This is a genomic window from Pseudoalteromonas sp. MMG007 (assembly GCF_018100985.1).
GTDB lineage: Bacteria > Pseudomonadota > Gammaproteobacteria > Enterobacterales > Alteromonadaceae > Pseudoalteromonas.
Genome location: NZ_JAGJEI010000002.1, coordinates 147650 through 169374, shown reverse-complemented (window position 1 = coordinate 169374; position 21725 = coordinate 147650). Strand labels below are relative to the sequence as shown.

Sequence of the window (21725 nt, the reverse complement as noted above, 5' to 3'; positions counted from 1 at the left end):
CTTAGCTTATTTTGTGCTGTGCCATGGTTTGAATTTTGTCAACCATGGCTTTTATCCCATTGCCGCGTGATGCACTTAAGTGGCTAATAAGGCCTAGTTTATCAAATTCTTCATACGCATCTATATTTACTACTTGCTCAGGTGTAAGCCCGTTATATAACGCTAGAATAATTGCTAATAGACCTTTGACAATACGTGTATCTGAGTCGCCAATAACGACTAATGTATTTTCTTTTAAATCAAATTCTACAAACATCCAAACTTTGCTCTCACAACCTGGGACTAGTGCATCATCAGTCTTCAATACGTCAGGTAAAACGGGTAATGTTTTACCTAAAAGCATTATTTCACGGTACTTTTGCTGCCAGGCAGAAGCCTTATCAATTGATTCGGTGACTTTTTTAAACGTATTTGTCATGAGTTATCCTAAATAATTCTATAGAAGAGACGTTTAATCTAACAAATCAATACATTCTTTAAGCGAATTGATGAATATATCAACGTCTTTGTGGGTGTTATAAAAACAAAAGCTGGCTCTTAATGTTCCATTTAGCCCCAAATGGGTCATAAGAGGTTGCGCACAGTGATGTCCAGCCCTCACTGCAATACCGTAACCGTCAAGTAATGTTGCCAAATCGTAAGGATGTTCATCTTTAAAATTGAAACTTAGCGTACCAATATTGTTAGAGAGGTTGCTGTATATTGTAATACCATCAATGCTTACCAGTTTTTCAACCGCATATGTAAATAAATCATTCTCATATTGTTGTATATTTGAACTATGTAACGTATCTAAATAATCTAAAGCCGCCGAAAAACCTAAAACACCGGCTATATTAGGGGTTCCCGTTTCAAATTTTGCAGGGGCAGGCCTATATGTACTATGAGTGAGGTAGACTTTATCAATCATTTCCCCACCAGTTTGATAAACATCTAAAGCATTAAGCGCTTCATAACGGCCATAAAGGACACCTAAACCTGTCGGCCCGAGCATTTTGTGGCTTGAACACACATAGAAATCACAGTTTAACTCACGTAAATCAGGCTTTAGATGCATTGCACCTTGTGCACCATCTATTAAAACGAGTGAGTTTATTTCCTTTGCTGCTTTAATAAGAGGTTCTAGATTAGTGATATTCCCCAGTGCGTTAGATGCTTGAGTGATCGTAAGCAAACTGGGTTTGTTTTGTTTAATAAAATCAGAGCATTGCTTAATATTTAACGTACCATCATCATTAACGGGCAGTGCTATTAATTTTGCACCTGTTTGCTGACTTAAAACTTGCCACGGGACAATGTTAGCGTGGTGTTCAAGAGCAGAAATGATAATAGTATCATCTTTATTAAAGCGGCTACGCAGGCCATTACCAACCAAATTGATTGCTTCTGTTGCGCCTTTAGTCCAAACAATTTCTTTACTTAAAACATTAAAATAGTCAGCTGTTTTATCGCGTGCTTGCTCGTATAAAGTTGTGGCGTGCTCACTTAGAGTGTGACGCCCGCGATGCACGTTTGCGTTCTGGCTAGTATAAAACTCATTAATAGCGTCTATGACTGATTGGGGCTTTTGTGTAGTTGCTGCAGAGTCTAAATAAACAAGTGGGTTATCATTTATTGACTGCTTTAATGTAGGAAAATCATTTTTAATTTTATTTATATCAAATTCTAAAGCAGGCATAGCTCTTCAACATGGTTATTTTAAGGCAGGAATTGTAATAGGTTTATAATAATTCTCAAGTATCGATAATAAAAAAGGCCGCAAAAGCGGCCTTTTAAACTAACTCACGCTAATTAACGTTTATCAGTTGATACGAAGTCACGTTGAGTGTAACCCGTGTACATTTGGCGAGGGCGGCTGATCTTATGACCAGGTTGAGACAACATCTCATCCCAGTGAGTGATCCAACCAACAGTACGTGCCATTGCAAAGATTACAGTGAACATACTTGTTGGAATACCTATCGCTTTTAAGATGATACCTGAGTAGAAATCTACATTAGGGTATAGTTTTTTCTCTACAAAGTACGGGTCTTCAAGTGCGATTTGCTCAAGTTTCATAGCAATATCTAAAAGTGGATCTTGAATGTTTAACTCAGCTAAAACTTCATGACACGTTTGGCGCATTACTGTAGCGCGTGGATCGAAGTTTTTGTAAACACGATGACCAAAGCCCATAAGGCGGAACGGGTCAGCTTTGTCTTTAGCTTTAGCTACGTATTCATCAATACGATCAACAGAACCAATTTCTTCTAACATGTTTAAACATGCTTCGTTAGCGCCGCCGTGTGCAGGGCCCCAAAGTGAAGCAATACCTGCAGCAATACAAGCATATGGGTTAGCACCTGATGAACCAGCAAGACGTACTGTAGACGTAGATGCATTTTGTTCATGGTCTGCATGAAGCATAAAGATTTTATCCATCGCTTTAGCAGTTACAGGGTTAACTTTGTATTCTTCAGCAGGTACAGAGAACATCATGTGTAGGAAATTTTCTGCGTAGCTTAAATCGTTGCGCGGGTATACAAATGGCTGGCCGATATTTGTTTTATAAGCCATTGCAGCAATAGTAGGTAGCTTAGCTACTAACTTAATTGCGCTCGTTTTGCGTTGCTCAGCGTCAGTAATATCAAGATCTTCATGATAAAAAGAAGAGAGTGCACCAACAACACCACATAGCATTGCCATAGGGTGAGCATCAAAGCGGAAGCCTTGGAAGAAATTAGCAATTTTCTCGTCTAGCATTGTGCTGCGAGTGATTTGCTTAGCAAAAGCGTCATATTGTTCTTTAGTTGGTAACTCACCGTTTAATAGTAAGTAGCAAAGCTCAATGTAGTTTGAGTCGTCAGCTAATTGCTCAATTGGGTAACCGCGGTGAAGAAGTACACCTTTACCACCGTCAATGTAGGTGATTGCAGATTCACAAGAACCAGTCGACATGAAACCTGGGTCATAAGTAAAGTGACCATGAGAACCGAGTGTACGTACGTCGATTACATCTTGGCCAGCAGTGCCTTGATAAATTGGAAGTTCGATTGGATCTAGCCCATCAATATGGACTGTGGCTTTTTTATCTGCCATCTATGTATCTCCTATTAAGATATCTATTCTGATTTTTAGATTTTAAAGTTCTGAAATCTGTTTTAAGCACATCTTCGCATTTTAACGTGAAAGAGGGGGTTAAAGTCAATTTTTATAAACATTATGCATATATGTATAATAAATATTCGGTATGAATTAAATATAATACTATTGGCTAATTCGCAAACATCTATAAATAAACAAGAATTGTAAAAAGCCCTGTGGGTATATATACTAACGGTGGTTTTAAACCGTATTGACTTTGGGTAAACAAATTTTTACAGATAATTTTTACAGTTATGTGAACTTTAACTGTTTTGATGCGTTTATTTTGATAGTTCCACCAGTAATATTTGGTGGGTTTTTAGAAAAACAAGTAGATGAGCTCCACTGTGAGCAAAGATGGGCAAGTAACTGTGAAAAAGCAAAGACCTGTAAATCTAGATCTAACAACTATATCTATGCCGGCAACGGCTAAAGCTTCAATTTTTCACCGCGTCACCGGTGTTGCATTATTTTTTGCTTTAACGTTTGTCATTTGGGCTTGGTCTGAGTCTCTTTCTTCAGCTGAAGGTTTTGAATTCGTCAAGGGTCTGTTTAGCGGATTCATTGCCAAATTCATAGCTTGGGGCACCCTTTCTGTATTGGGTTATCACTTAATCGGTGGTATCCGTCACATCATTATGGATATGGGACATTGGGAAGAACTTGAATCAGGTAACCTTAGCGCTAAAATTGCAATGGCACTTGGCGTTGTATTTGCCGTATTGGCAGGGGTGTGGATATGGTCTTAAATCAAGCAACTCTTAAACGTGATGGTGTACAAGATTACGTATCTTTACGTACCACGGCATTAATAATCACTGCGTATGCAATTTTTATTATTGGCTATTTTTTAGCGACGCCAGAAGTCACTTTCGAAGCCTGGACAGGCCTATTCTCTAACCTAGCAATGAAAGGGTTTACTCTAATTACCCTTATATGCATGATGGTTCATACCCACATTGGCCTTTGGCAAGTTCTTACAGACTATGTTAAGTGCGCAAAGCTTCGTGCTGTATTAGGGTTTGTTTTAAACCTTATGGCATTAGCTTACGTAGCTATTGGTCTAATCGTTTTATGGGGTGTTTAAGTGAAATATTCTGTTCGTGAATTTGACGCCGTAGTAATTGGTGCAGGTGGTGCAGGTATGCGCGCTGCTTTAGCAATTACAGAATCTGGCAAAACGTGTGCATTAATCTCAAAAGTATTTCCAACGCGTTCACATACTGTATCTGCTCAAGGCGGTATTACAGTTGCGCTTGGTAATTCACACGAAGACAACTGGGAATGGCATATGTACGATACCGTTAAAGGTTCCGATTTTATCGGTGACCAAGACGCTATTGAATACATGTGTCAAACAGGCCCAGAAGCTATTACAGAATTAGAGAACATGGGTTTACCATTTTCTCGTTTTGAAAATGGCCGTGTTTACCAGCGTCCTTTCGGTGGTCAATCGAAAAACTTTGGTGGTGAGCAAGCTGCTCGTACTGCTGCTGCAGCTGACCGTACTGGTCACGCATTATTACATCTTCTTTATCAACAAAACGTTAAAAACAAAACAAATGTGTTCTCTGAGTGGTATGCACTTGATTTAGTTAAAAACGATAACGGTGATGTTGTAGGTTGTACTGCAATTGAGATTGAAACGGGTGAAATCACTTTCTTCAAATCTAAAGCAGTAGTGTTAGCAACAGGTGGTGCAGGTCGAATATTTGCATCAACGACTAATGCTCACATCAACACTGGTGATGGTGTTGGTATGGCAACACGTGCTGGTATTTCTATGCAAGACATGGAAATGTGGCAATTCCACCCAACGGGTATTGCAGGTGCTGGTACACTTGTAACTGAAGGTTGTCGTGGTGAAGGTGGCTATCTTTTAAATAAAGATGGCGAACGCTTCATGGAACGTTATGCACCAAACGCAAAAGACTTAGCGTCTCGTGACGTTGTTGCACGTTCAATGATGACTGAAATCCGTGAAGGACGTGGTTGTGATGGTCCATGGGGTCCTCATATTAAGCTTAAACTTGATCACTTAGGTGAAGAAACGCTTAACCTACGTTTACCAGGTGTATGTGACTTAGCTAAAACATTCGCACACGTTGACCCTGCAAAAGAGCCAATTCCAGTAATACCGACTTGTCATTATATGATGGGTGGTGTTCCAACTAATGTAAATGGCCAAGCGCTACAAATCGATGCTAATGGCAACGAAAAAGTGGTTGAAGGTTTATTTGCTGTAGGTGAGATAGCCTGTGTATCTGTTCACGGTGCAAACCGTCTAGGCGGTAACTCATTACTTGATTTAGTTGTATTTGGTCGTGCTGCTGGTAACTTCTTAGGTAAATACCTAAATGAAGTTGAAATCACTAAAGCACCGACTGCATCTGATATTGATGAGTCGCTTGCACGCTTTAACCGTTGGGAAAGTTCAACGGCTGGCCAAGGTGAAGATCCAGTTCAAATCAAAAAAGACTTACAGCAATGTATGCAGCTTAACTTCTCGGTATTCCGTGAAGGTGATTCAATGGCTACGGGTCTTACTGAGCTTAAAGAAATTCGTGAACGTCTTAAGCATGCTCGTCTTGATGACAAATCATCAGACTTCAACACGCAACGTATCGAATGTCTTGAACTAGACAACTTAATGGAAACAGCTTACTCAACTGCAGTAGCTGCAAACTTCCGTACTGAAAGCCGTGGTGCACATTCTCGTTTTGACTTCCCAGATCGTGATGACGAAAACTGGTTATGTCACTCAGTATTTAATCCGGTAACGGATGAGATGAGTAAACGTGATGTGAACTATGCGCCTAAAACGCGTGAAGCTTTCCCACCTAAAGCACGTGTTTACTAGGAGATAGACGATGGCACAAGTACAGTTTTCAGTTTATCGTTATAATCCAGATGTTGATAACGCTCCTCGTATGCAAGAATACACCTTGCAAACAGAAGAAGGTCACGACATGATGGTCTTGGATGCACTTTTACTTTTAAAAGAGCAAGATCCAACATTATCTTTCCGTCGTTCATGCCGTGAAGGTGTGTGTGGATCTGACGGTGTTAACATGAATGGTAAAAATGGTTTGGCATGTATTACTCCTTTATCTACACTGCAAAAAGGCGGTAAAGGTAAAATAGTAGTGCGTCCACTACCAGGCTTACCAGTGGTTCGTGACCTTGTTATTGACATGAGTCAGTTCTACACTCAATACGAAAAAGTTAAACCATACCTAATTAATGACGAGCCTGCTGCAGGCGAACGTCTTCAATCAATTGAAGAGCGTGATAAATTAGATGGGCTTTATGAGTGTATATTATGTGCATGTTGTTCAACATCGTGTCCTTCGTTCTGGTGGAATCCAGACAAGTTCATTGGTCCAGCAGGCCTTCTTCATGCTTACCGCTTCTTGGCTGATAGCCGAGACACGGCAACTGAAGAACGTTTAGCGGATTTAGACGATGCTTTCAGTGTGTTCCGTTGCCACAGTATCATGAACTGTGTTAGCGTTTGTCCTAAAGGTCTTAACCCGACCAAAGCAATTGGGCAAATCAAATCTATGTTATTAAACCGAGCGGTTTGATTACTTAGTAAACGTAAGATGGCTAATAATTTTTATTAGCCATCTTGTTATGATAACTATTAATTTCTGCGCTAAAGAAAAGGGCTTATAAATGCACGAAGGTGTGATGAAGGCATGGCTAGAATCTTCACATTTAAACGGCGGTAACGTTGCTTATGTAGAAGAGCTTTATGAAGCGTATTTAGACGATGCGACTTCTGTGCCAGAAGAATGGCGAGAAGTGTTCGAACAATTACCTAAAGTAGATGGTGTGGATGTTGAAGTAAAACATTCAGAAGTTCGCTCACAATTTGCACAGCTTGCTAAAAACAAGCATAGAGAAGTGGTGGTAGCAGAGGGAAGTGGCTCTGACCTTAAACAGGTTAAAGTACTTCAACTTATTAATGCTTTCCGTTTTCGTGGACACCAAAATGCAAACCTAGATCCATTAGGTATTTGGCAGCGAGAGCGTGTTCGAGATTTAGAGCTAGAGTACCACGACTTATCTTCAAGTGATTTTGACCGCGAGTTTAACGTAGGATCGTTTGCCGTAGGCCGCGATACTATGCCTTTAGGTGAATTATACCAAGCACTTAAAACTACTTACTGTGGTTCGATTGGTGCTGAGTATATGCACATCACATCAACAGAGGAAAAACGTTGGTTACAACAACGTTTAGAATCTGTTCAGTCTAGGCCTAAATTCGAAAAAGATGAAAAGCTACGTATCCTTAAAGGATTAACGGCTGCTGATGGTCTTGAAAAATATTTAGGGGCTAAGTTCCCGGGTGCTAAGCGCTTCTCACTTGAAGGTGGCGATGCGTTAGTTCCAATGCTTAAAGAGCTTATTCACCGTGCAGGTGAAAGCGGACAGCAAGAAGCTGTTATTGGTATGGCTCACCGTGGTCGCTTAAATGTTCTTGTAAATGTACTTGGCAAAAATCCATCAGAGTTGTTTGATGAGTTTGCCGGTAAACATAAAGACACATTAAGCTCTGGTGATGTTAAATATCACATGGGTTACTCGTCAGATTTTGCGACCAAAGGTGGCAATGTTCATATGGCGCTTGCATTTAACCCATCTCATCTTGAAATTGTTAACCCTGTTGTTATGGGGTCGGTACGTGCGCGTCTTGATCGTTTAGGCGATAGTTCAGGCATTAAAGCATTACCAATTACGATTCATGGTGATTCTGCAGTAACGGGTCAAGGTGTTGTACAAGAAACGTTTAACTTGTCGCAAACAAATGCCTTCTCGTGTGGCGGTAGTATTCGTATTGTTGTAAATAATCAAGTTGGTTTTACAACATCAAAACAAGACGACGTACGTTCTACTGATTACTGTACTGACATTGCTAAAATGGTTCAGTCTCCTATTTTCCACGTTAACTCTGATGATCCTGAAGCAGTTGCATTTGTAACGCAAATTGCACTTGATTTTAGAAACAAGTTCAAGCGTGACGTTGTAATCGATTTAGTTTGTTACCGTCGCCATGGTCATAACGAAGCTGATGAGCCAAATGCTACTCAGCCTCTTATGTATCAAAAAATCAAAAAACACCCAGTGCCACGCTTAATCTACGCTGATCAGCTTATGTCTGAAGGTTCATTTACAGAAAGTGAAATTAAAGCACTAGCTGATGATTACCGTAACGGTCTAGACGATGGCAACTGTGTTGTTGAAGAAATTCAGCCAGAAACTTCGCATTCATCTGATTGGGCTAAATATGTAGGCCATGAATGGAATGTGGATTATGACGCTAGTGTACCAGTAGAAGAGCTTAAAGCACTTGGTGAGAAAATTGCTTCTTACCCAGAGCAATATAAAGCGCAATCTCGCGTTAAAAAGATTTACGATGATCGGAAATTAATGGCAAACGGTGAAAAACCACTTGATTGGGGTATGGCAGAAACACTTGCTTATGCAACAATTGCAACTGAAGGCACTGATATTCGTTTAACAGGGCAGGATTCAGGTCGTGGTACTTTCTTCCACCGTCACGCTGTTGTTCACAGTCAATCCGATGGCGCAACGTATACACCTCTTCAACATTTAAGTGAAGATCAAGGTACTTTTGAAGTATACGACTCTGTTCTTTCTGAAGAAGCTGTTGTTGCTTTTGAATACGGTTATGCGACAGCAGAGCCTACTTCTTTAGTACTTTGGGAAGCGCAGTTTGGTGACTTTGCTAATGGTGCTCAAGTTGTATTCGACCAGTTTTTAAGTTCAGGTGAGCAAAAGTGGGGCCGTTTATGTGGTCTTACAATTTTGTTACCACATGGCTACGAAGGCCAAGGTCCAGAGCATAGTTCTGCGCGTCTTGAGCGCTTTTTACAACTTTGTGCTGATCACAATATGCAAGTATGTGTTCCTTCTACACCAGCGCAAGTTTATGCTATGTTACGTCGTCAATCAGTTAGACCACTTCGTCGTCCGTTGATTGTTATGACACCTAAGTCGTTACTTCGCCATCCGCTTGCTACTTCATCGCTTGAAGAACTATCACAGGGTGTTTTCCATAATATGATCGATGAAATTGATGATATTAATCCTGAGAAAGTAGAACGCGTTGTATTTTGTAGTGGTAAAGTTTACTACGAGCTATTACAAGAGCGTCGCAAGTCAGAGCAAGACAATGTTGCTATTGTTCGTGTTGAACAGCTATACCCGTTCCCACATGATGAAATGGAAACAATTATGGCGCGCTATCAACACGTAACTGATTTTGTTTGGTGTCAAGAAGAGCCACAAAACCAAGGTGCATGGTACTGTTCGCAACATCACTTTGTTGATGCAATCCCACAAGGTGCTAAATTAAAATATGCAGGGCGTAAAGCCTCGGCATCACCAGCGTGTGGTTACATGTCAGTACATACGAAAGAACAACAAGCGCTCGTTGCAGACGCGCTTACTATAGAAAATAAAGGATAAGCAATGAGCACAGAAATTAAAGTTCCTGTTCTTCCTGAGTCGGTTGCAGATGCTACCGTTGCTACATGGCATGTAAGTGTGGGCGACAAAGTAAGCCGTGACCAAAACTTAGTAGACATTGAAACAGATAAAGTGGTTTTAGAAGTAGTTGCACCAAATGACGGTGTGATCACTGAAATTTCACAAGAAGAAGGTGCAACGGTACTTGGCGATCAAGTTATCGGTTTAATTGGTGATGCTGATGCAGCACCAGCAAGTGATGACTCTGACAAAGAATCTGCACCAACTAAATCAGAAGACGCGCCAGCGGCGCAATCAGCACCAGCATCAGAAGGTAAAGAAGTGGATATTAAAGTACCTGTACTTCCAGAATCAGTTGCAGACGCAACAGTTGCTACATGGCATGTACAACCAGGTGACGCAGTTACACGCGACCAAAACTTAGTAGATATTGAAACTGATAAAGTTGTTCTTGAAGTAGTAGCTCAAGAAGACGGCATTATGGGCGAGATAATCAACGCTGAAGGCGATACTGTTCTTGGTGAGCAAGTAATTGGCTCAGTGAAAGCGGGCGGCGCACCAGCTGCTCCTGCTGCTAAAGAAGAAGCGGCTCCTGCGGCTGATTCAAGTGGCAGCTCTGATGTGTTAACGCCATCAGTTCGTCGCTTAATTGCTGAAAAAGGTCTAGATGCTTCAAAAATCAAAGGTACTGGCAAAAATGGTCGTGTAACTAAAGAAGATGTTGATACCTTCTTAAAAGCACCTGCGCCATCAGCTAAGAAAACTGAAGCTGCGGCTCCGGCTGCGCCAATGGGTGATCGTACTCAAAAACGTGTTCCTATGACACGCCTACGTAAAACGATTGCTAACCGCCTTCTTGAAGCTAAAAATTCTACTGCAATGTTAACTACGTTTAATGAAGTTAATATGAAGCCAATTATGGATCTTCGTAAGCAGTACCAAGAAGTATTCGAAAAGCGTCACGGTATTCGCTTAGGTTTCATGTCTTTCTACGTGAAAGCAGTCACTGAAGCACTTAAACGTTTCCCTGATGTAAATGCGTCAATCGATGGCGACGATATCGTATACCACAATTATTTTGACATCAGCATTGCTGTTTCTACGCCTCGTGGTTTAGTAACACCAGTTCTTAAAGATTGCGATAAGCTATCAGTTGCTGAAATTGAAAAAGGTATTCGTGAACTAGCACTTAAAGGTCGTGACGGTAAGCTAACGCTTGACGATATGACGGGTGGTAACTTCACAATTACAAACGGTGGTGTATTTGGTTCGTTACTATCTACGCCTATCATTAACTTGCCACAGTCTTCAATTTTGGGAATGCACAAAATCCAAGACCGTCCAATGGCAGTAAATGGTAAAGTTGAAATTCTTCCTATGATGTATTTGGCACTTTCTTACGATCATCGCCAAATAGATGGTAAAGAATCTGTTGGTTTCTTAGTAACTATTAAAGAGTTACTTGAAGATCCAACTCGCTTATTACTGGATGTTTAATCAAGTAGTATGAAATGTAAGCTGTGAACCACAATTCACAGCTTTTTTTTTGCGCCTTTGGTCTTACTGGGGTTTTCATGTTAAGCCTTGGGATCTATACTAGGTGCGCAATTTGGGATAGTTGTTTATTGAATAAATATTCAGCTCTTTTAGTATAAAAAATTGGATAAAGCATCATGAATTTGCATGAGTATCAGGCAAAACAACTTTTTGCCGAATATGGTTTACCAGTTTCTCAAGGTTTCGCTTGCGATACACCTGAAGAAGCTGCTGCAGCTGCTGAAAAAATCGGCGGAGATATGTGGGTTGTTAAAACCCAGGTTCACGCAGGTGGACGTGGTAAAGCTGGCGGTGTAAAGCTAGTTAAAACTATCGACGAAGTTAAAGCGTTTGCAGCTAACTGGTTAGGTAAAAACCTAGTTACTTACCAAACAGACGAAAATGGTCAGCCAGTAGCTAAAATTTTAGTTGAAAGCTGTACAGATATCGCAAACGAACTGTACCTAGGTGCAGTAGTTGACCGTGCTTCTCGCAAAGTTGTTTTCATGGCGTCTACTGAAGGCGGTGTTGAAATTGAGACTGTTGCTGAAGAAACACCAGAACTTATCCACAAAGCTGAGATCGATCCATTAGTAGGTCCTCAAGCTTACCAAGCACGTGAACTTGGTTTCAAATTGGGTCTTAATCCAACACAAATGAAACAGTTCGTTAAGATCTTCATGGGTCTTGGTAAAATGTTTAACGATTTTGATTTCGCACTTCTTGAAATCAACCCGTTAGTAATTACAGACGAAGGTAACCTTCACTGTCTTGACGGCAAAATCGGTATCGATGGTAATGCACTTTACCGTCAACCAAAAATCCGTGAGTTCCACGATCCATCTCAAGAAGATGCTCGTGAAGCACATGCAGCAAGCTTTGAGCTTAACTACGTAGCTTTAGATGGTAACGTAGGTTGTATGGTTAACGGTGCAGGCCTAGCGATGGGTACTATGGACATCGTAAACCTACACGGCGGCAAGCCAGCTAACTTCCTAGATGTTGGTGGCGGCGCGACTAAAGAACGTGTTTCTGAAGCATTCAAAATCATTCTTTCTGATGACAATGTTAAAGCTGTTTTAGTTAACATCTTTGGCGGTATCGTACGTTGTGACATGATCGCTGAAGGTATCATTGGCGCAGTTAAAGAAGTAGGCGTAAATGTACCTGTAGTTGTACGTTTAGAAGGTACTAATGCTGAATTAGGTCGTGAAGTTCTTAAGAGCTCTGACTTAGACATCATCGCTGCTGAATCATTAACAGACGCTGCTGAAAAAGTTGTTGCTGCTGCGGAGGGCAAATAATGTCTGTATTAATCAATAAAGATACAAAAGTTATCTGTCAGGGTTTCACTGGTGGCCAAGGTACTTTCCACTCAGAGCAAGCGCTTGAGTACGGTACACAAATGGTTGGCGGTGTTAGCCCAGGTAAAGGCGGTCAAACGCACCTTGGTCTTCCTGTATTCAACACAGTACGTGATGCAGTACAAGAAACTGGCGCAACTGCTTCAGTTATCTACGTACCAGCACCTTTCTGTAAAGATGCAATCTTAGAAGCAATCGATGCTGGCATCGAGCTTATTGTTTGTATCACTGAAGGTATCCCTACACTTGATATGGTTGACGTTAAAGTTAAACTAGATCAAACAGGTACTCGTATGATCGGTCCTAACTGTCCAGGTGTTATCACTCCTGGTGAGACTAAGATTGGTATCATGCCTGGTCACATCCACAAGCCTGGTAAAGTAGGTATTGTTTCTCGTTCTGGTACTTTAACGTACGAAGCGGTTAAGCAAACTACAGATGCTGGTTTTGGTCAGTCTACGTGTGTTGGTATTGGTGGTGATCCAATCCCAGGTACTAACTTTATCGACGTTCTAGAAATGTTCGAAAAAGATCCACAAACTGAAGCAATCGTAATGATTGGCGAAATTGGTGGTACTGCAGAAGAAGAAGCTGCAGAGTACATCAAAGCTAACGTAACTAAACCTGTTGTATCTTACATTGCTGGTGTTACTGCTCCAGAAGGTAAGCGCATGGGTCACGCTGGCGCAATCATCGCAGGCGGTAAAGGTACTGCTGATGAGAAATTTGCTGCACTAGAAGCTGCTGGCGTACAAACTGTACGTTCACTTGCTGATATCGGTAAAGCACTTAAAGAAAAAACAGGCTGGTAATCAGCTTGGTTTAATCTTTAAAAAGGCTCGCATTTGCGAGCCTTTTTGTTATTGACTAAAAATTAGTAAGGGTAACTAATATGCTGAAAAAACCGCACAGATAAATCTTGTCGCTCTTTATTTATAGATAGCTCAGAGGACATTGTATGTATTGTTTTTTCTACTTGATTCATAAAACGCCCATAGCCTATCTCATGCCTATCTTTATCTGTTGCAACAATTACAAAATGTAATGTTTCTACTAACTTATCACTTTGGTAAAAGCTTTTTAAATCCAATTGATTGTCTTGTGTATTAAAGCTTAATTTTTGTATTTCACAGTTGTTCTCATTTTTATCTATTTTGCTATTACGAATGATAGGTAGTGCCCCATTGGCAACCATAGCGCCGTGACTCAATCTATTTGTAATACACGCTTTCTTAAATGAATCTTCAAAATAATCATAAAATTTAGCATAGTCATTATTATTTATTAACGTTTGAAACTGGGTTTTAATAGCGCGTGAAACGGGAATAGAGAACGTTACGTAGGTCATTTCAGCGTGAGTATCTGGAATATTACATTGCCTAGACTGGTAGCGAGGGTAGAGACTTCTTAATTTGTATCCATAACTTTCTTTATTACCTTTTTCTTTAGCAAATAAGTCGTATGTTAAATGTTGATGATCGCGTAATTTAAATTGAGGTTGGTTTAGAAATAACTGCTCTTGCAAATAATTTAGCACTTTAAGCACCTTATTATGAAAATGTGCCGAGTTTGCTCTTAAATCATCGCCGGTTGCTAAAAATAATAATCGTATTTTTTTACTTTTCTCGCCTTTAGCGTAATAGACCTTATGCGCTTCGTGATAGCGAGGGTTATAAAAAAACAGCATTTGCTTTTGTGTTTCTAATTGATAAGACTCATCATGAAAGCGTACAACGGGAAGTTTATCGTTAGCTAATAAATGCACATTGTGTAATTCATATTCATCACAACAAGCAAAAAGCTGGCGCGCTATGCGCTCATAACAGCAATCACAATTGCTAAAGTTTTTATAAAAATCTTCGTTAGGTATTAACTCTGCCAGTAAGTAATGGTTTGCACGAGCATTTGTAGGGATATATACGCGGTGTTGAGTAGAGGTAGCCATCTTAGAGTCCTTTTATTTCGTATTACGACAACTATAAATTTATTAGATGACTTAAATATTGCGCTAAAACAAATTTTATCTATAAACAACACTTAATCAGAATTAAAGTTAAGCAATTTCTAGAATAAACCCGCATCTAGTGCTGTATGTTAGTGTTTGTTTTTGTAATAATGCATTAGTTTTGTTATCACGAATATTCAGAGGATTGCACTCCTATGGCGGAAATTGAGAATCGCCCAAGTAACTTTATTAGAACCCGAATTGATGAAGATTTAGCAAGTGGAAAGCATGCAACAACGCATACCCGTTTTCCACCTGAACCAAATGGCTTTTTACACATTGGCCATGCAAAATCAATTTGTTTAAATTTTGGTATCGCAAAAGATTACGACGGTTTATGTAATCTACGTTTTGACGATACAAATCCAGAAAAAGAAGATATCAACTATGTTAACTCTATAAAAGAAGACGTTAAATGGTTAGGTTTTAACTGGAGTGGCGACATAAAGTATTCGTCTAATTACTTTGATACTTTATATGGTTATGCCGTAGAACTTATTGAAAAAGGCTTAGCGTACGTTTGTTTTTTAACAGCAGAACAAGCACGTGAATATCGTGGTACGTTAAAAGAGCCTGGTAAAAATAGCCCGTACCGAGATACTTCAATTGAAGAAAACCTAGCACTATTTGAAAAGATGCGCGCAGGTGAATTCAAAGAAGGTGAGTGTGTTCTACGTGCTAAAATTGATATGGCTAGCTCATTTATGGTGCTACGCGATCCAATTATTTATCGTGTACGCTTTGCGCATCATCATCAAACGGGTGATAAGTGGTGCATTTACCCTATGTACGATTTTACTCATTGTATATCTGATGCTATTGAAGGCATTACACATTCGCTTTGCACGCTTGAATTTCAAGATAACCGCCGTCTATACGACTGGGTGCTTGATAATATCAGCCTTGAGTGTCACCCACAGCAAATTGAGTTTTCACGTTTAAACTTGGAATATACAATTATGTCTAAGCGTAAGCTAAACGACTTAGTTGTGAATAATTTTGTAGAAGGGTGGGACGACCCTCGTATGCCTACCATAGCTGGTTTACGTCGTCGCGGTTATACACCCGGTTCTATTCGTGAGTTTTGTTTACGTATTGGTGTTACAAAACAAGAAAACATGGTTGAAATGGGCATGCTTGAAGCCTGTATTCGTGAAGATCTAAACGAAAATGCGCCTCGTGCAATGGCAGTATTAGACCCTGTTAAAGTGGTTATCGAAAATTACGATGCAGATACAGTTGAAACTTTGTCAGTGGCTAACCACCCTAATAAAGAAGAAATGGGTCGTCGTGACGTTCCGTTTACGCGTGAAATTTACATTGAACGTGAAGACTTTAAAGAGCAAGCAAATAATAAGTTTAAACGCTTAGTGCTTGATAAAGAGGTACGTTTACGCGGTGCTTATGTTATTAAAGCAGAGCGTGTAGAAAAAGATGATAATGGTGAAATAACCACTATTTACTGTACTTACGATAACGAAACCCTTGGTAAAAACCCAAGTGATGGTCGTAAAGTAAAAGGCGTTATCCATTGGGTTTCTGCTCCAGAGTCTATTACCGCTGAAGTACGTTTGTATGACCGTTTGTTTAATGTACCAAATCCAGCTGCCGCTGATGAGTTTGAAACGACATTAAACCCTGAATCGTTAGTTGTTTTACCAAATGCTAAACTTGAGCCTTCACTTGCTAGTTCAAAAGCAGAGCAGGGCTTTCAATTTGAGCGGACAGGTTATTTTTCTCGCGATTCAAAATCAGAAAACGTTGTATTCAACCAAACTGTAGGTCTACGTGACTCGTGGTCTAAAACTCAGTGATTACTAATTGTTATGCCCAAAAATAAATTGGGCATAATACCAATTTGTAATAATACTCAATCATTTTAAGAGGTAAACCTTACATTAGCAGTGTTAAAAATTCTGTTTATTAAATGCATAAATGCAGGTGCAATTCCTAGTAAGAGCTATCAGCACGTTTACCACATTCTAAAAATAAGCGAATTGGTATAATTTAGAAGATTTACATGAGTCACAATATTTATATACAAAAAAACCTGCATTTAGCAGGTTTTTTTATTACTTTAAAAGCAGTATTAGCTGTTGGCATCGCTAAATGCTTTACACGCTGCTTTATCGTTACACTCGCCGTATAAATATAAAGAGTGATTAGTAAGTGTAATACCATTTTCTTCAGCAATCTCAAGCTGACGGCGTTCAATCATGTCATCTTCAAACTCAACAACCTTGCCACATTTTAAACATACTAAATGGTCGTGATGAGTGCTTCCTGAAAGTTCAAATACTGATTTTCCACCTTCAAAGTGATGACGGCTTACAATACCTGCATCATCAAATTGGTTGAGTACACGGTAAACTGTCGCTAGGCCAATTTCTTCACCAAGGTCCAATAGAATTTTGTAAACATCTTCAGCGCTGATGTGTTGGTTATCTGGAGATTGTAAAATCTCTAAAATTTTAATACGCGGTAAAGTTACTTTTAAACCGGCTTTTTTAAGTTCCAAGTTGTGATCAGTCATTAAATCTGTCTCAATTTTATTTGGTTATACTAGACATCTTGCAAAGATGTACACGACACATTAGCAACAGTAAGAATAACGTGCCTAGGGGGTAAGTGCAAAGAACAATTGATGATAATTGTAATTTTAACTTAAAACGCTAACTGTTTGATAATTATTTAAACAGCTAGCGAAAGAGGGGAGAAATTAGTCAGCTAATTCGCTTAAACACATTTCTTCAAAGATTTGTGCAGACCATGCTTTAACACGTTCTTCAGTGAGTTCTGGTTGACGATCTTCGTCAATGCCTAAACCTACAAAGTGATTGTCATCAGCCATACCTTTTGATGCTTCAAAATCATAGCCTTCAGTTGGCCAATGGCCTACAACAATAGCGCCACGTTCAGTAACAATGTCGTTAATCATACCCATTGCATCTAAAAAGTACTCTGCGTAATCTTCTTGGTCACCACAACCAAAAATAGCGACTAGCTTACCTTCAAAATCTACGTCTTCAAGCTCTGGGAAAAAATCATCCCAATCACATTGTGCTTCGCCGTAGTACCAAGTAGGGATACCGAATAAGATCAAATCAAATTCAGCAATCTCTTCTTTAGAGCTTTTTGCAATATCGTGAACAGCAACAAGCTTTTTACCCAATTCTTTTTGGATCATCTTTGCTACGTGTTCTGTGTTACCTGTATCACTTCCGAAAAAAATGCCAACACTTGCCATGGATTTACAACCTTTTATGTATCTATAGCCAATCTTTCTTGTAAAATCGTTTCGATCAACGCACTGCGGCTAATATTTTGTGCATCTGCCATATCACTAAGTGCTTGATATAACTGTGATGAAACTTTAAATTCAACACGCTTCAAACCACGTGCTTTATCTCTTTTTATTTGATTACGTTTATTAACCTTTAACTGCATATCCCTTGAAAGGGGATTGGTTTTAGGTCTTCCTGGACGTTTTTCGTATTCAAATAAATCGAGTGTTGTTCTATCTGTTTCTGACTTAGCCATGCTTAACCTACACCTGCGCCTTGCCAAAATACTTGAATAAGGCCTTTAGCAATAAAGCCAGAACACCCTAAAAAGAGCACAGCCCAAACAATATATTGTCCAAACTTTGGAACATTACCACTTTTTAGTACGTCTTTAATTGCCATGCCGATGAATATGAATATACCGGCTAAGCCAAAATACAACCCTAGGGTATCAAATTCGTTAATTAACTGACTGACCATCAACGTATAACCTTTAAATTAAACGGCGCGTACTATAGCATATAAATCTGCAATAATTTAGTGCGCTGAATCAAAAACACGCGATAAAATCGCTTTAAACCGCAGTTAAAAAGTCACTTATTGCTTTATTTACAGCAAGTGGCTTTTGCGCATGCAACCAGTGACCGGCACCATGAATAATTTTTGCTTTGGTATTTTTAAACCTTGCCGTTATTGCACTACGATGCTCGGGCAAAATATAGTCAGAATCATTTCCTTTTATGAAAAGAGTATCACATAAACAAGAATTGTTTTCATTAACGTTGGCTGTGATTGTTGAATATTTTTTGCTAAGTACTTCTAAATTAAATCGCCAAGTAAATTGGTCACTTTCATTTTTGGCCAAGCTTTTAAGTAAAAACTGACGAACGCCTGGTTCATCAATAAAAGGGATCATAATTGAATCAGCTTGTTTTCGGTCATTTACTTTTTCGTCAGCCACTGCGTTGAGTGCTTTTAGAATTTGTGTATGACGAGCTGGGTAGCTTACGGGGGCAATATCTAGCACCACAAGCTTATTAACACGTTCAGATTGTGTTAGTGCTAATTGCATTGCAACTTTACCGCCCATTGAGTGACCAATCACATGTGCTTTTTTTATATTTAAGCTATCCATTAGCTCTAAAACGTCCTGCGCCATAGCAGGGTAGTTCATTTCGTCACTATGGGGGGAGCGGCCATGGTTGCGTAAATCTACATTTATTACATTAAAATGTTCACTAAGCGGTTTTGCGATCACATTTAAGTTTTCTAGCGAACCAAAAAGGCCGTGAATTAAAATAACATCCGGGCCTTGCCCTTGTTGTTTGTAATTTAACTGCATACCAGTCTCCAAAAATTTTGCATAGTTTGACGAGCATTGCTGTAAAAAGCAAAAAAATGCAGCCACTATTTATTACATTGGGCTATTGGGTTTTAAATCAACAACATTGGGTAAACTTTATTCTTTAATTATTGTTTATTGGTTATGTTTATGGGAGTGCTTGTTGTAACTCGCATTTCTAATTGGTTTGGGTATAATCACACGGGAGAAAAAAATGTGACCCGTAATGACAGGAAGAACATGAAACAAATCGACATAGACGACGAGTTATACCAATATATTGCCAGCAATACGCAAAGTATTGGTGAGAGTGCATCCACTATTTTACGTCGTTTATTAAACCTCAGCGGCGAAAAAATTCAAACTGCTAACGTAGAACTTAATCAAAATAATCAAACTGCGATAACAACTAATACTTTATCAACTTCTGATCAAGTTGATGAGCCTAAAAAGGTAAAAGCGCCTGATGCTGTCACACCTGTGAAGCAAAAAAGCGCTAATGTTTTTAATATATTAAATAAAGAAGAGTTAGCAATGCAAAAGGGCGTTGTTGGTCGGTTTTTATTTATTTTGAGTGCGTTTTATAGAACGCATAAAACGGACTTTAGTGCTGTATTAGAAATTAAAGGCCGCGATAGAGTTTATTTTGCAACAAGCAAAGAAGACTTAATTAATAGTGGCAGTAGCATGAACCCTAAAAATATAACTGATAGTGAATACTGGGTAATGACTAACTCTAATACAACACGAAAAAAGATGATGCTTCACGAAGTTGCGCTTTGCCTAGGATACAGTGCAGAGCAAGCTGAAAAAATTCGCGATTACTTGTAAGGAAATATAATGGCTATTCACTCAGGCGCAGGAAAAACTGCTCCACAATCAGTATTGGTTAATGTTCCTAAGTTAGTTTCTGCTTATTATTTAAATGAGCCAGACCTTGAGCAAAATCCAGAGCATTGTGTTGCTTTTGGTACATCAGGACACCGTGGTTGTTCGTACGATGTAAAATTTAACGAATCTCATATTTTAGCAATTACACAAGCTATATGTGATTATCGAAAGCAAAATGACATTTTTGGTCCACTATTTTTGGGCAAAGATACTCATGCCTTAAGTGAAGCTGCGTTTAACTCAGCAATCGAAGTATTGGTTGCAAATGAAGTGCAAGTAATTACTCAAGAAAATGGCGATTTTACGCCTACTCCAGTTATTAGCCATGCCATTGTTTGCCATAACAAAGTTAACCCAAATGAACTAGCCGATGGTATTGTTGTAACGCCTTCGCATAACCCTCCTGAAGATGGTGGCTTTAAATATAACCCACCGAATGGCGGCCCAGCTGATACCGATGTGACAAAGTGGATTGAAGACAGAGCCAATCAACTTTTGTTAGAAGACTTAGTAGAAGTTGAGTTATTCCCATTTGCAAAAGCATCTCGTTCTGGTTTTATTAAATATGAAGATTTAATGACGCCATACATTAATGATTTAGAAAATATCGTTAATTTAGAAGCGGTAAGTAAAGCTGGCATTAAAGTAGGTATAGACCCACTAGGTGGTTCTGGTATTAACTTTTGGCCAATAATAGCGCAAAAATATAATTTAGATTTAACCGTAGTAAATGACAGTGTTGATCCGCGTTTTGCATTTATGCCACTTGATAAGGATGGCAAAATACGTATGGATTGCTCATCACCTTACTCTATGGCTAACTTAATCAAGCTTAAAGATGATTTTGATATTTCAATTGGTAACGATCCAGATTACGACCGTCATGGCATTGTAACGCCAGATGGTTTAATGAACCCAAATCACTTTTTAGCTGTGGCGATTGATTACTTATTAAAACACCGAGATTGGGATGCAAGCGTAGAAATTGGTAAAACACTGGTTTCAAGCTCAATGATAGACAAAGTTGCTGCACGAAATGAGCGCAAAGTAAAAGAAGTGCCTGTAGGCTTTAAATGGTTTGTTGAGGGCTTAAACAAAGGCAAACTTGCTTTTGGCGGCGAAGAAAGTGCGGGTGCAGCATTTTTACGTTTTGATGGCACCGTGTGGTGTACAGATAAAGACGGCTTTATCATGGGGCTACTTGCAGCAGAAATTTTAGCTGTTACAGGTAAAACACCTTCATTGCTTTATAAAGAGCTTGAGCAAGAGTTTGGTTCACCACTTTATAAACGCCTGGATGCACCAGCAAGCAGCGCTCAAAAATCGCGTTTAAAAGCACTTAGTGCTGATGATGTAAAAGCGGATACCTTAGCTGGAGAGCGTATTTTACAAAAGCTAACTCATGCTCCCGGTAACAACGCTGCCATTGGTGGTTTAAAAGTAGTAACTGAAAATGGTTGGTTTGCTGCACGTCCATCAGGGACTGAAGATATATATAAAATCTATCTTGAGTCTTTCAAAGGTGAAGAACATTTAGCGCTTCTAGAAAAAGAAGCTAAAAAGTTAGTTGACTCTGTGATCAGCTAACATCGCTTAAACTATTTAAAAACGGCTGATTTATTCAGCCGTTTTTGTTTGTACCTCTCACAATATTAAAAGGG

At 39.4% G+C, this 21725-nt stretch carries 20 protein-coding genes; 11 read left to right on the top strand and 9 right to left on the bottom strand.

Annotation, left to right across the window (positions count from 1 at the left end; genetic code table 11):
- Window position 1: 1 nt before the first annotated feature.
- From J8L71_RS04600 to J8L71_RS04590, 3 genes are all read right to left on the bottom strand, one after another.
- On the bottom strand, window positions 2-418 hold the full coding sequence (locus J8L71_RS04600) for a SufE family protein (RefSeq protein ID WP_210999476.1): 417 nt from the start codon (window positions 416-418) through the stop codon (window positions 2-4).
- Window positions 419-451: 33 nt separating this feature from the next.
- The gene (locus J8L71_RS04595) at window positions 452-1678 is read right to left on the bottom strand and encodes a SufS family cysteine desulfurase (RefSeq protein WP_210999475.1); all 1227 of its coding nucleotides are present in this window, start codon (window positions 1676-1678) and stop codon (window positions 452-454) included.
- A gap of 113 nt (window positions 1679-1791) precedes the next feature.
- Window positions 1792-3078: a citrate synthase gene (locus tag J8L71_RS04590; RefSeq protein ID WP_210999474.1), complete on the bottom strand. Its 1287-nt coding sequence runs from the start codon at window positions 3076-3078 to the stop codon at window positions 1792-1794.
- Between the two features lie 416 nt (window positions 3079-3494).
- Between J8L71_RS04590 and sdhC the strand changes: the two genes are divergently transcribed.
- The 8 genes from sdhC (at window position 3495) to sucD (ending at window position 13354) form a co-directional block, all read left to right on the top strand.
- Entirely contained in the window at window positions 3495-3872 is a 378-nt protein-coding gene (gene sdhC, locus J8L71_RS04585; RefSeq protein WP_084554498.1) for a succinate dehydrogenase, cytochrome b556 subunit, read from the top strand.
- Window positions 3863-4210 (top strand): succinate dehydrogenase, hydrophobic membrane anchor protein, encoded by a 348-nt coding sequence (gene sdhD / locus J8L71_RS04580; RefSeq protein WP_210999473.1) that lies wholly within the window; start codon window positions 3863-3865, stop codon window positions 4208-4210. Before sdhC ends, sdhD begins: the two co-directional genes overlap by 10 nt.
- Complete coding sequence (sdhA, locus tag J8L71_RS04575) at window positions 4211-5983, top strand: succinate dehydrogenase flavoprotein subunit (protein ID WP_210999472.1); 1773 nt, start codon at window positions 4211-4213, stop codon at window positions 5981-5983.
- A gap of 10 nt (window positions 5984-5993) precedes the next feature.
- Window positions 5994-6710, top strand: a complete 717-nt coding sequence (locus J8L71_RS04570; protein WP_210999471.1) for a succinate dehydrogenase iron-sulfur subunit — start codon at window positions 5994-5996, stop codon at window positions 6708-6710.
- A gap of 91 nt (window positions 6711-6801) precedes the next feature.
- A complete protein-coding gene (gene sucA / locus J8L71_RS04565) occupies window positions 6802-9621 on the top strand; it encodes a 2-oxoglutarate dehydrogenase E1 component (RefSeq protein WP_210999470.1) in 2820 nt (939 codons plus the stop codon).
- 3 nt (window positions 9622-9624) lie between these two features.
- Window positions 9625-11139 carry a 2-oxoglutarate dehydrogenase complex dihydrolipoyllysine-residue succinyltransferase gene (gene odhB / locus J8L71_RS04560; protein ID WP_210999469.1) on the top strand — a complete coding sequence of 505 codons (1515 nt, stop codon included), beginning with the start codon at window positions 9625-9627 and terminating at the stop codon, window positions 11137-11139.
- Window positions 11140-11315: 176 nt separating this feature from the next.
- Window positions 11316-12482, top strand: coding sequence for an ADP-forming succinate--CoA ligase subunit beta (gene sucC / locus J8L71_RS04555; protein WP_006794719.1), 1167 nt, complete (start codon window positions 11316-11318; stop codon window positions 12480-12482).
- Window positions 12482-13354, top strand: a complete 873-nt coding sequence (gene sucD / locus J8L71_RS04550) for a succinate--CoA ligase subunit alpha (RefSeq protein ID WP_008127375.1) — start codon at window positions 12482-12484, stop codon at window positions 13352-13354. The genes sucC and sucD overlap by 1 nt, the downstream gene beginning before the upstream one ends.
- Window positions 13355-13416: 62 nt before the next feature.
- On the opposite strand, the gene J8L71_RS04545 is transcribed toward sucD, so the two are convergent.
- Window positions 13417-14487, bottom strand: coding sequence for a DUF3083 family protein (locus J8L71_RS04545; RefSeq protein ID WP_210999468.1), 1071 nt, complete (start codon window positions 14485-14487; stop codon window positions 13417-13419).
- 215 nt (window positions 14488-14702) lie between these two features.
- Here J8L71_RS04545 and glnS point away from each other — a divergent pair, with 215 nt between their 5' ends.
- Window positions 14703-16361: a glutamine--tRNA ligase gene (gene glnS, locus J8L71_RS04540; RefSeq protein WP_210999467.1), complete on the top strand. Its 1659-nt coding sequence runs from the start codon at window positions 14703-14705 to the stop codon at window positions 16359-16361.
- A gap of 275 nt (window positions 16362-16636) precedes the next feature.
- On the opposite strand, the gene fur is transcribed toward glnS, so the two are convergent.
- From fur to J8L71_RS04515, 5 genes are all read right to left on the bottom strand, one after another.
- Window positions 16637-17080 (bottom strand): ferric iron uptake transcriptional regulator, encoded by a 444-nt coding sequence (gene fur, locus J8L71_RS04535; protein ID WP_058550126.1) that lies wholly within the window; start codon window positions 17078-17080, stop codon window positions 16637-16639.
- A 186-nt stretch (window positions 17081-17266) separates the two neighbouring features.
- Window positions 17267-17794, bottom strand: coding sequence for a flavodoxin FldA (gene fldA / locus J8L71_RS04530; RefSeq protein ID WP_210999466.1), 528 nt, complete (start codon window positions 17792-17794; stop codon window positions 17267-17269).
- Window positions 17795-17808: 14 nt separating this feature from the next.
- Window positions 17809-18087 (bottom strand): LexA regulated protein, encoded by a 279-nt coding sequence (gene ybfE / locus J8L71_RS04525; RefSeq protein WP_002962928.1) that lies wholly within the window; start codon window positions 18085-18087, stop codon window positions 17809-17811.
- 2 nt (window positions 18088-18089) lie between these two features.
- On the bottom strand, window positions 18090-18311 hold the full coding sequence (locus tag J8L71_RS04520; RefSeq protein WP_104642728.1) for a DUF2788 domain-containing protein: 222 nt from the start codon (window positions 18309-18311) through the stop codon (window positions 18090-18092).
- A 94-nt stretch (window positions 18312-18405) separates the two neighbouring features.
- The gene (locus J8L71_RS04515; protein ID WP_210999465.1) at window positions 18406-19173 is read right to left on the bottom strand and encodes an alpha/beta fold hydrolase; all 768 of its coding nucleotides are present in this window, start codon (window positions 19171-19173) and stop codon (window positions 18406-18408) included.
- Between the two features lie 240 nt (window positions 19174-19413).
- Between J8L71_RS04515 and seqA the strand changes: the two genes are divergently transcribed.
- Together seqA and pgm are read left to right on the top strand one after the other, a co-directional pair.
- On the top strand, window positions 19414-20004 hold the full coding sequence (gene seqA, locus J8L71_RS04510) for a replication initiation negative regulator SeqA (RefSeq protein ID WP_210999464.1): 591 nt from the start codon (window positions 19414-19416) through the stop codon (window positions 20002-20004).
- A gap of 9 nt (window positions 20005-20013) precedes the next feature.
- Window positions 20014-21651: a phosphoglucomutase (alpha-D-glucose-1,6-bisphosphate-dependent) gene (gene pgm / locus J8L71_RS04505; RefSeq protein WP_210999463.1), complete on the top strand. Its 1638-nt coding sequence runs from the start codon at window positions 20014-20016 to the stop codon at window positions 21649-21651.
- The last annotated feature ends 74 nt before the right edge of the window (window positions 21652-21725 follow it).

Coding starts and splice junctions, on each gene's coding strand:
- seqA (WP_210999464.1), top strand. CDS start 19,414: ATGAAACAAATCGACATAGACGACGAGTTATACCAATATATTGCCAGC.
- J8L71_RS04520 (WP_104642728.1), bottom strand. CDS start 18,311: ATGGTCAGTCAGTTAATTAACGAATTTGATACCCTAGGGTTGTATTTT.
- J8L71_RS04515 (WP_210999465.1), bottom strand. CDS start 19,173: ATGCAGTTAAATTACAAACAACAAGGGCAAGGCCCGGATGTTATTTTA.
- sucA (WP_210999470.1), top strand. CDS start 6,802: ATGCACGAAGGTGTGATGAAGGCATGGCTAGAATCTTCACATTTAAAC.
- fldA (WP_210999466.1), bottom strand. CDS start 17,794: ATGGCAAGTGTTGGCATTTTTTTCGGAAGTGATACAGGTAACACAGAA.
- J8L71_RS04545 (WP_210999468.1), bottom strand. CDS start 14,487: ATGGCTACCTCTACTCAACACCGCGTATATATCCCTACAAATGCTCGT.
- J8L71_RS04570 (WP_210999471.1), top strand. CDS start 5,994: ATGGCACAAGTACAGTTTTCAGTTTATCGTTATAATCCAGATGTTGAT.
- sucC (WP_006794719.1), top strand. CDS start 11,316: ATGAATTTGCATGAGTATCAGGCAAAACAACTTTTTGCCGAATATGGT.
- sdhD (WP_210999473.1), top strand. CDS start 3,863: ATGGTCTTAAATCAAGCAACTCTTAAACGTGATGGTGTACAAGATTAC.
- J8L71_RS04590 (WP_210999474.1), bottom strand. CDS start 3,078: ATGGCAGATAAAAAAGCCACAGTCCATATTGATGGGCTAGATCCAATC.
- sucD (WP_008127375.1), top strand. CDS start 12,482: ATGTCTGTATTAATCAATAAAGATACAAAAGTTATCTGTCAGGGTTTC.
- fur (WP_058550126.1), bottom strand. CDS start 17,080: ATGACTGATCACAACTTGGAACTTAAAAAAGCCGGTTTAAAAGTAACT.
- ybfE (WP_002962928.1), bottom strand. CDS start 18,087: ATGGCTAAGTCAGAAACAGATAGAACAACACTCGATTTATTTGAATAC.
- pgm (WP_210999463.1), top strand. CDS start 20,014: ATGGCTATTCACTCAGGCGCAGGAAAAACTGCTCCACAATCAGTATTG.
- J8L71_RS04600 (WP_210999476.1), bottom strand. CDS start 418: ATGACAAATACGTTTAAAAAAGTCACCGAATCAATTGATAAGGCTTCT.
- odhB (WP_210999469.1), top strand. CDS start 9,625: ATGAGCACAGAAATTAAAGTTCCTGTTCTTCCTGAGTCGGTTGCAGAT.
- J8L71_RS04595 (WP_210999475.1), bottom strand. CDS start 1,678: ATGCCTGCTTTAGAATTTGATATAAATAAAATTAAAAATGATTTTCCT.
- glnS (WP_210999467.1), top strand. CDS start 14,703: ATGGCGGAAATTGAGAATCGCCCAAGTAACTTTATTAGAACCCGAATT.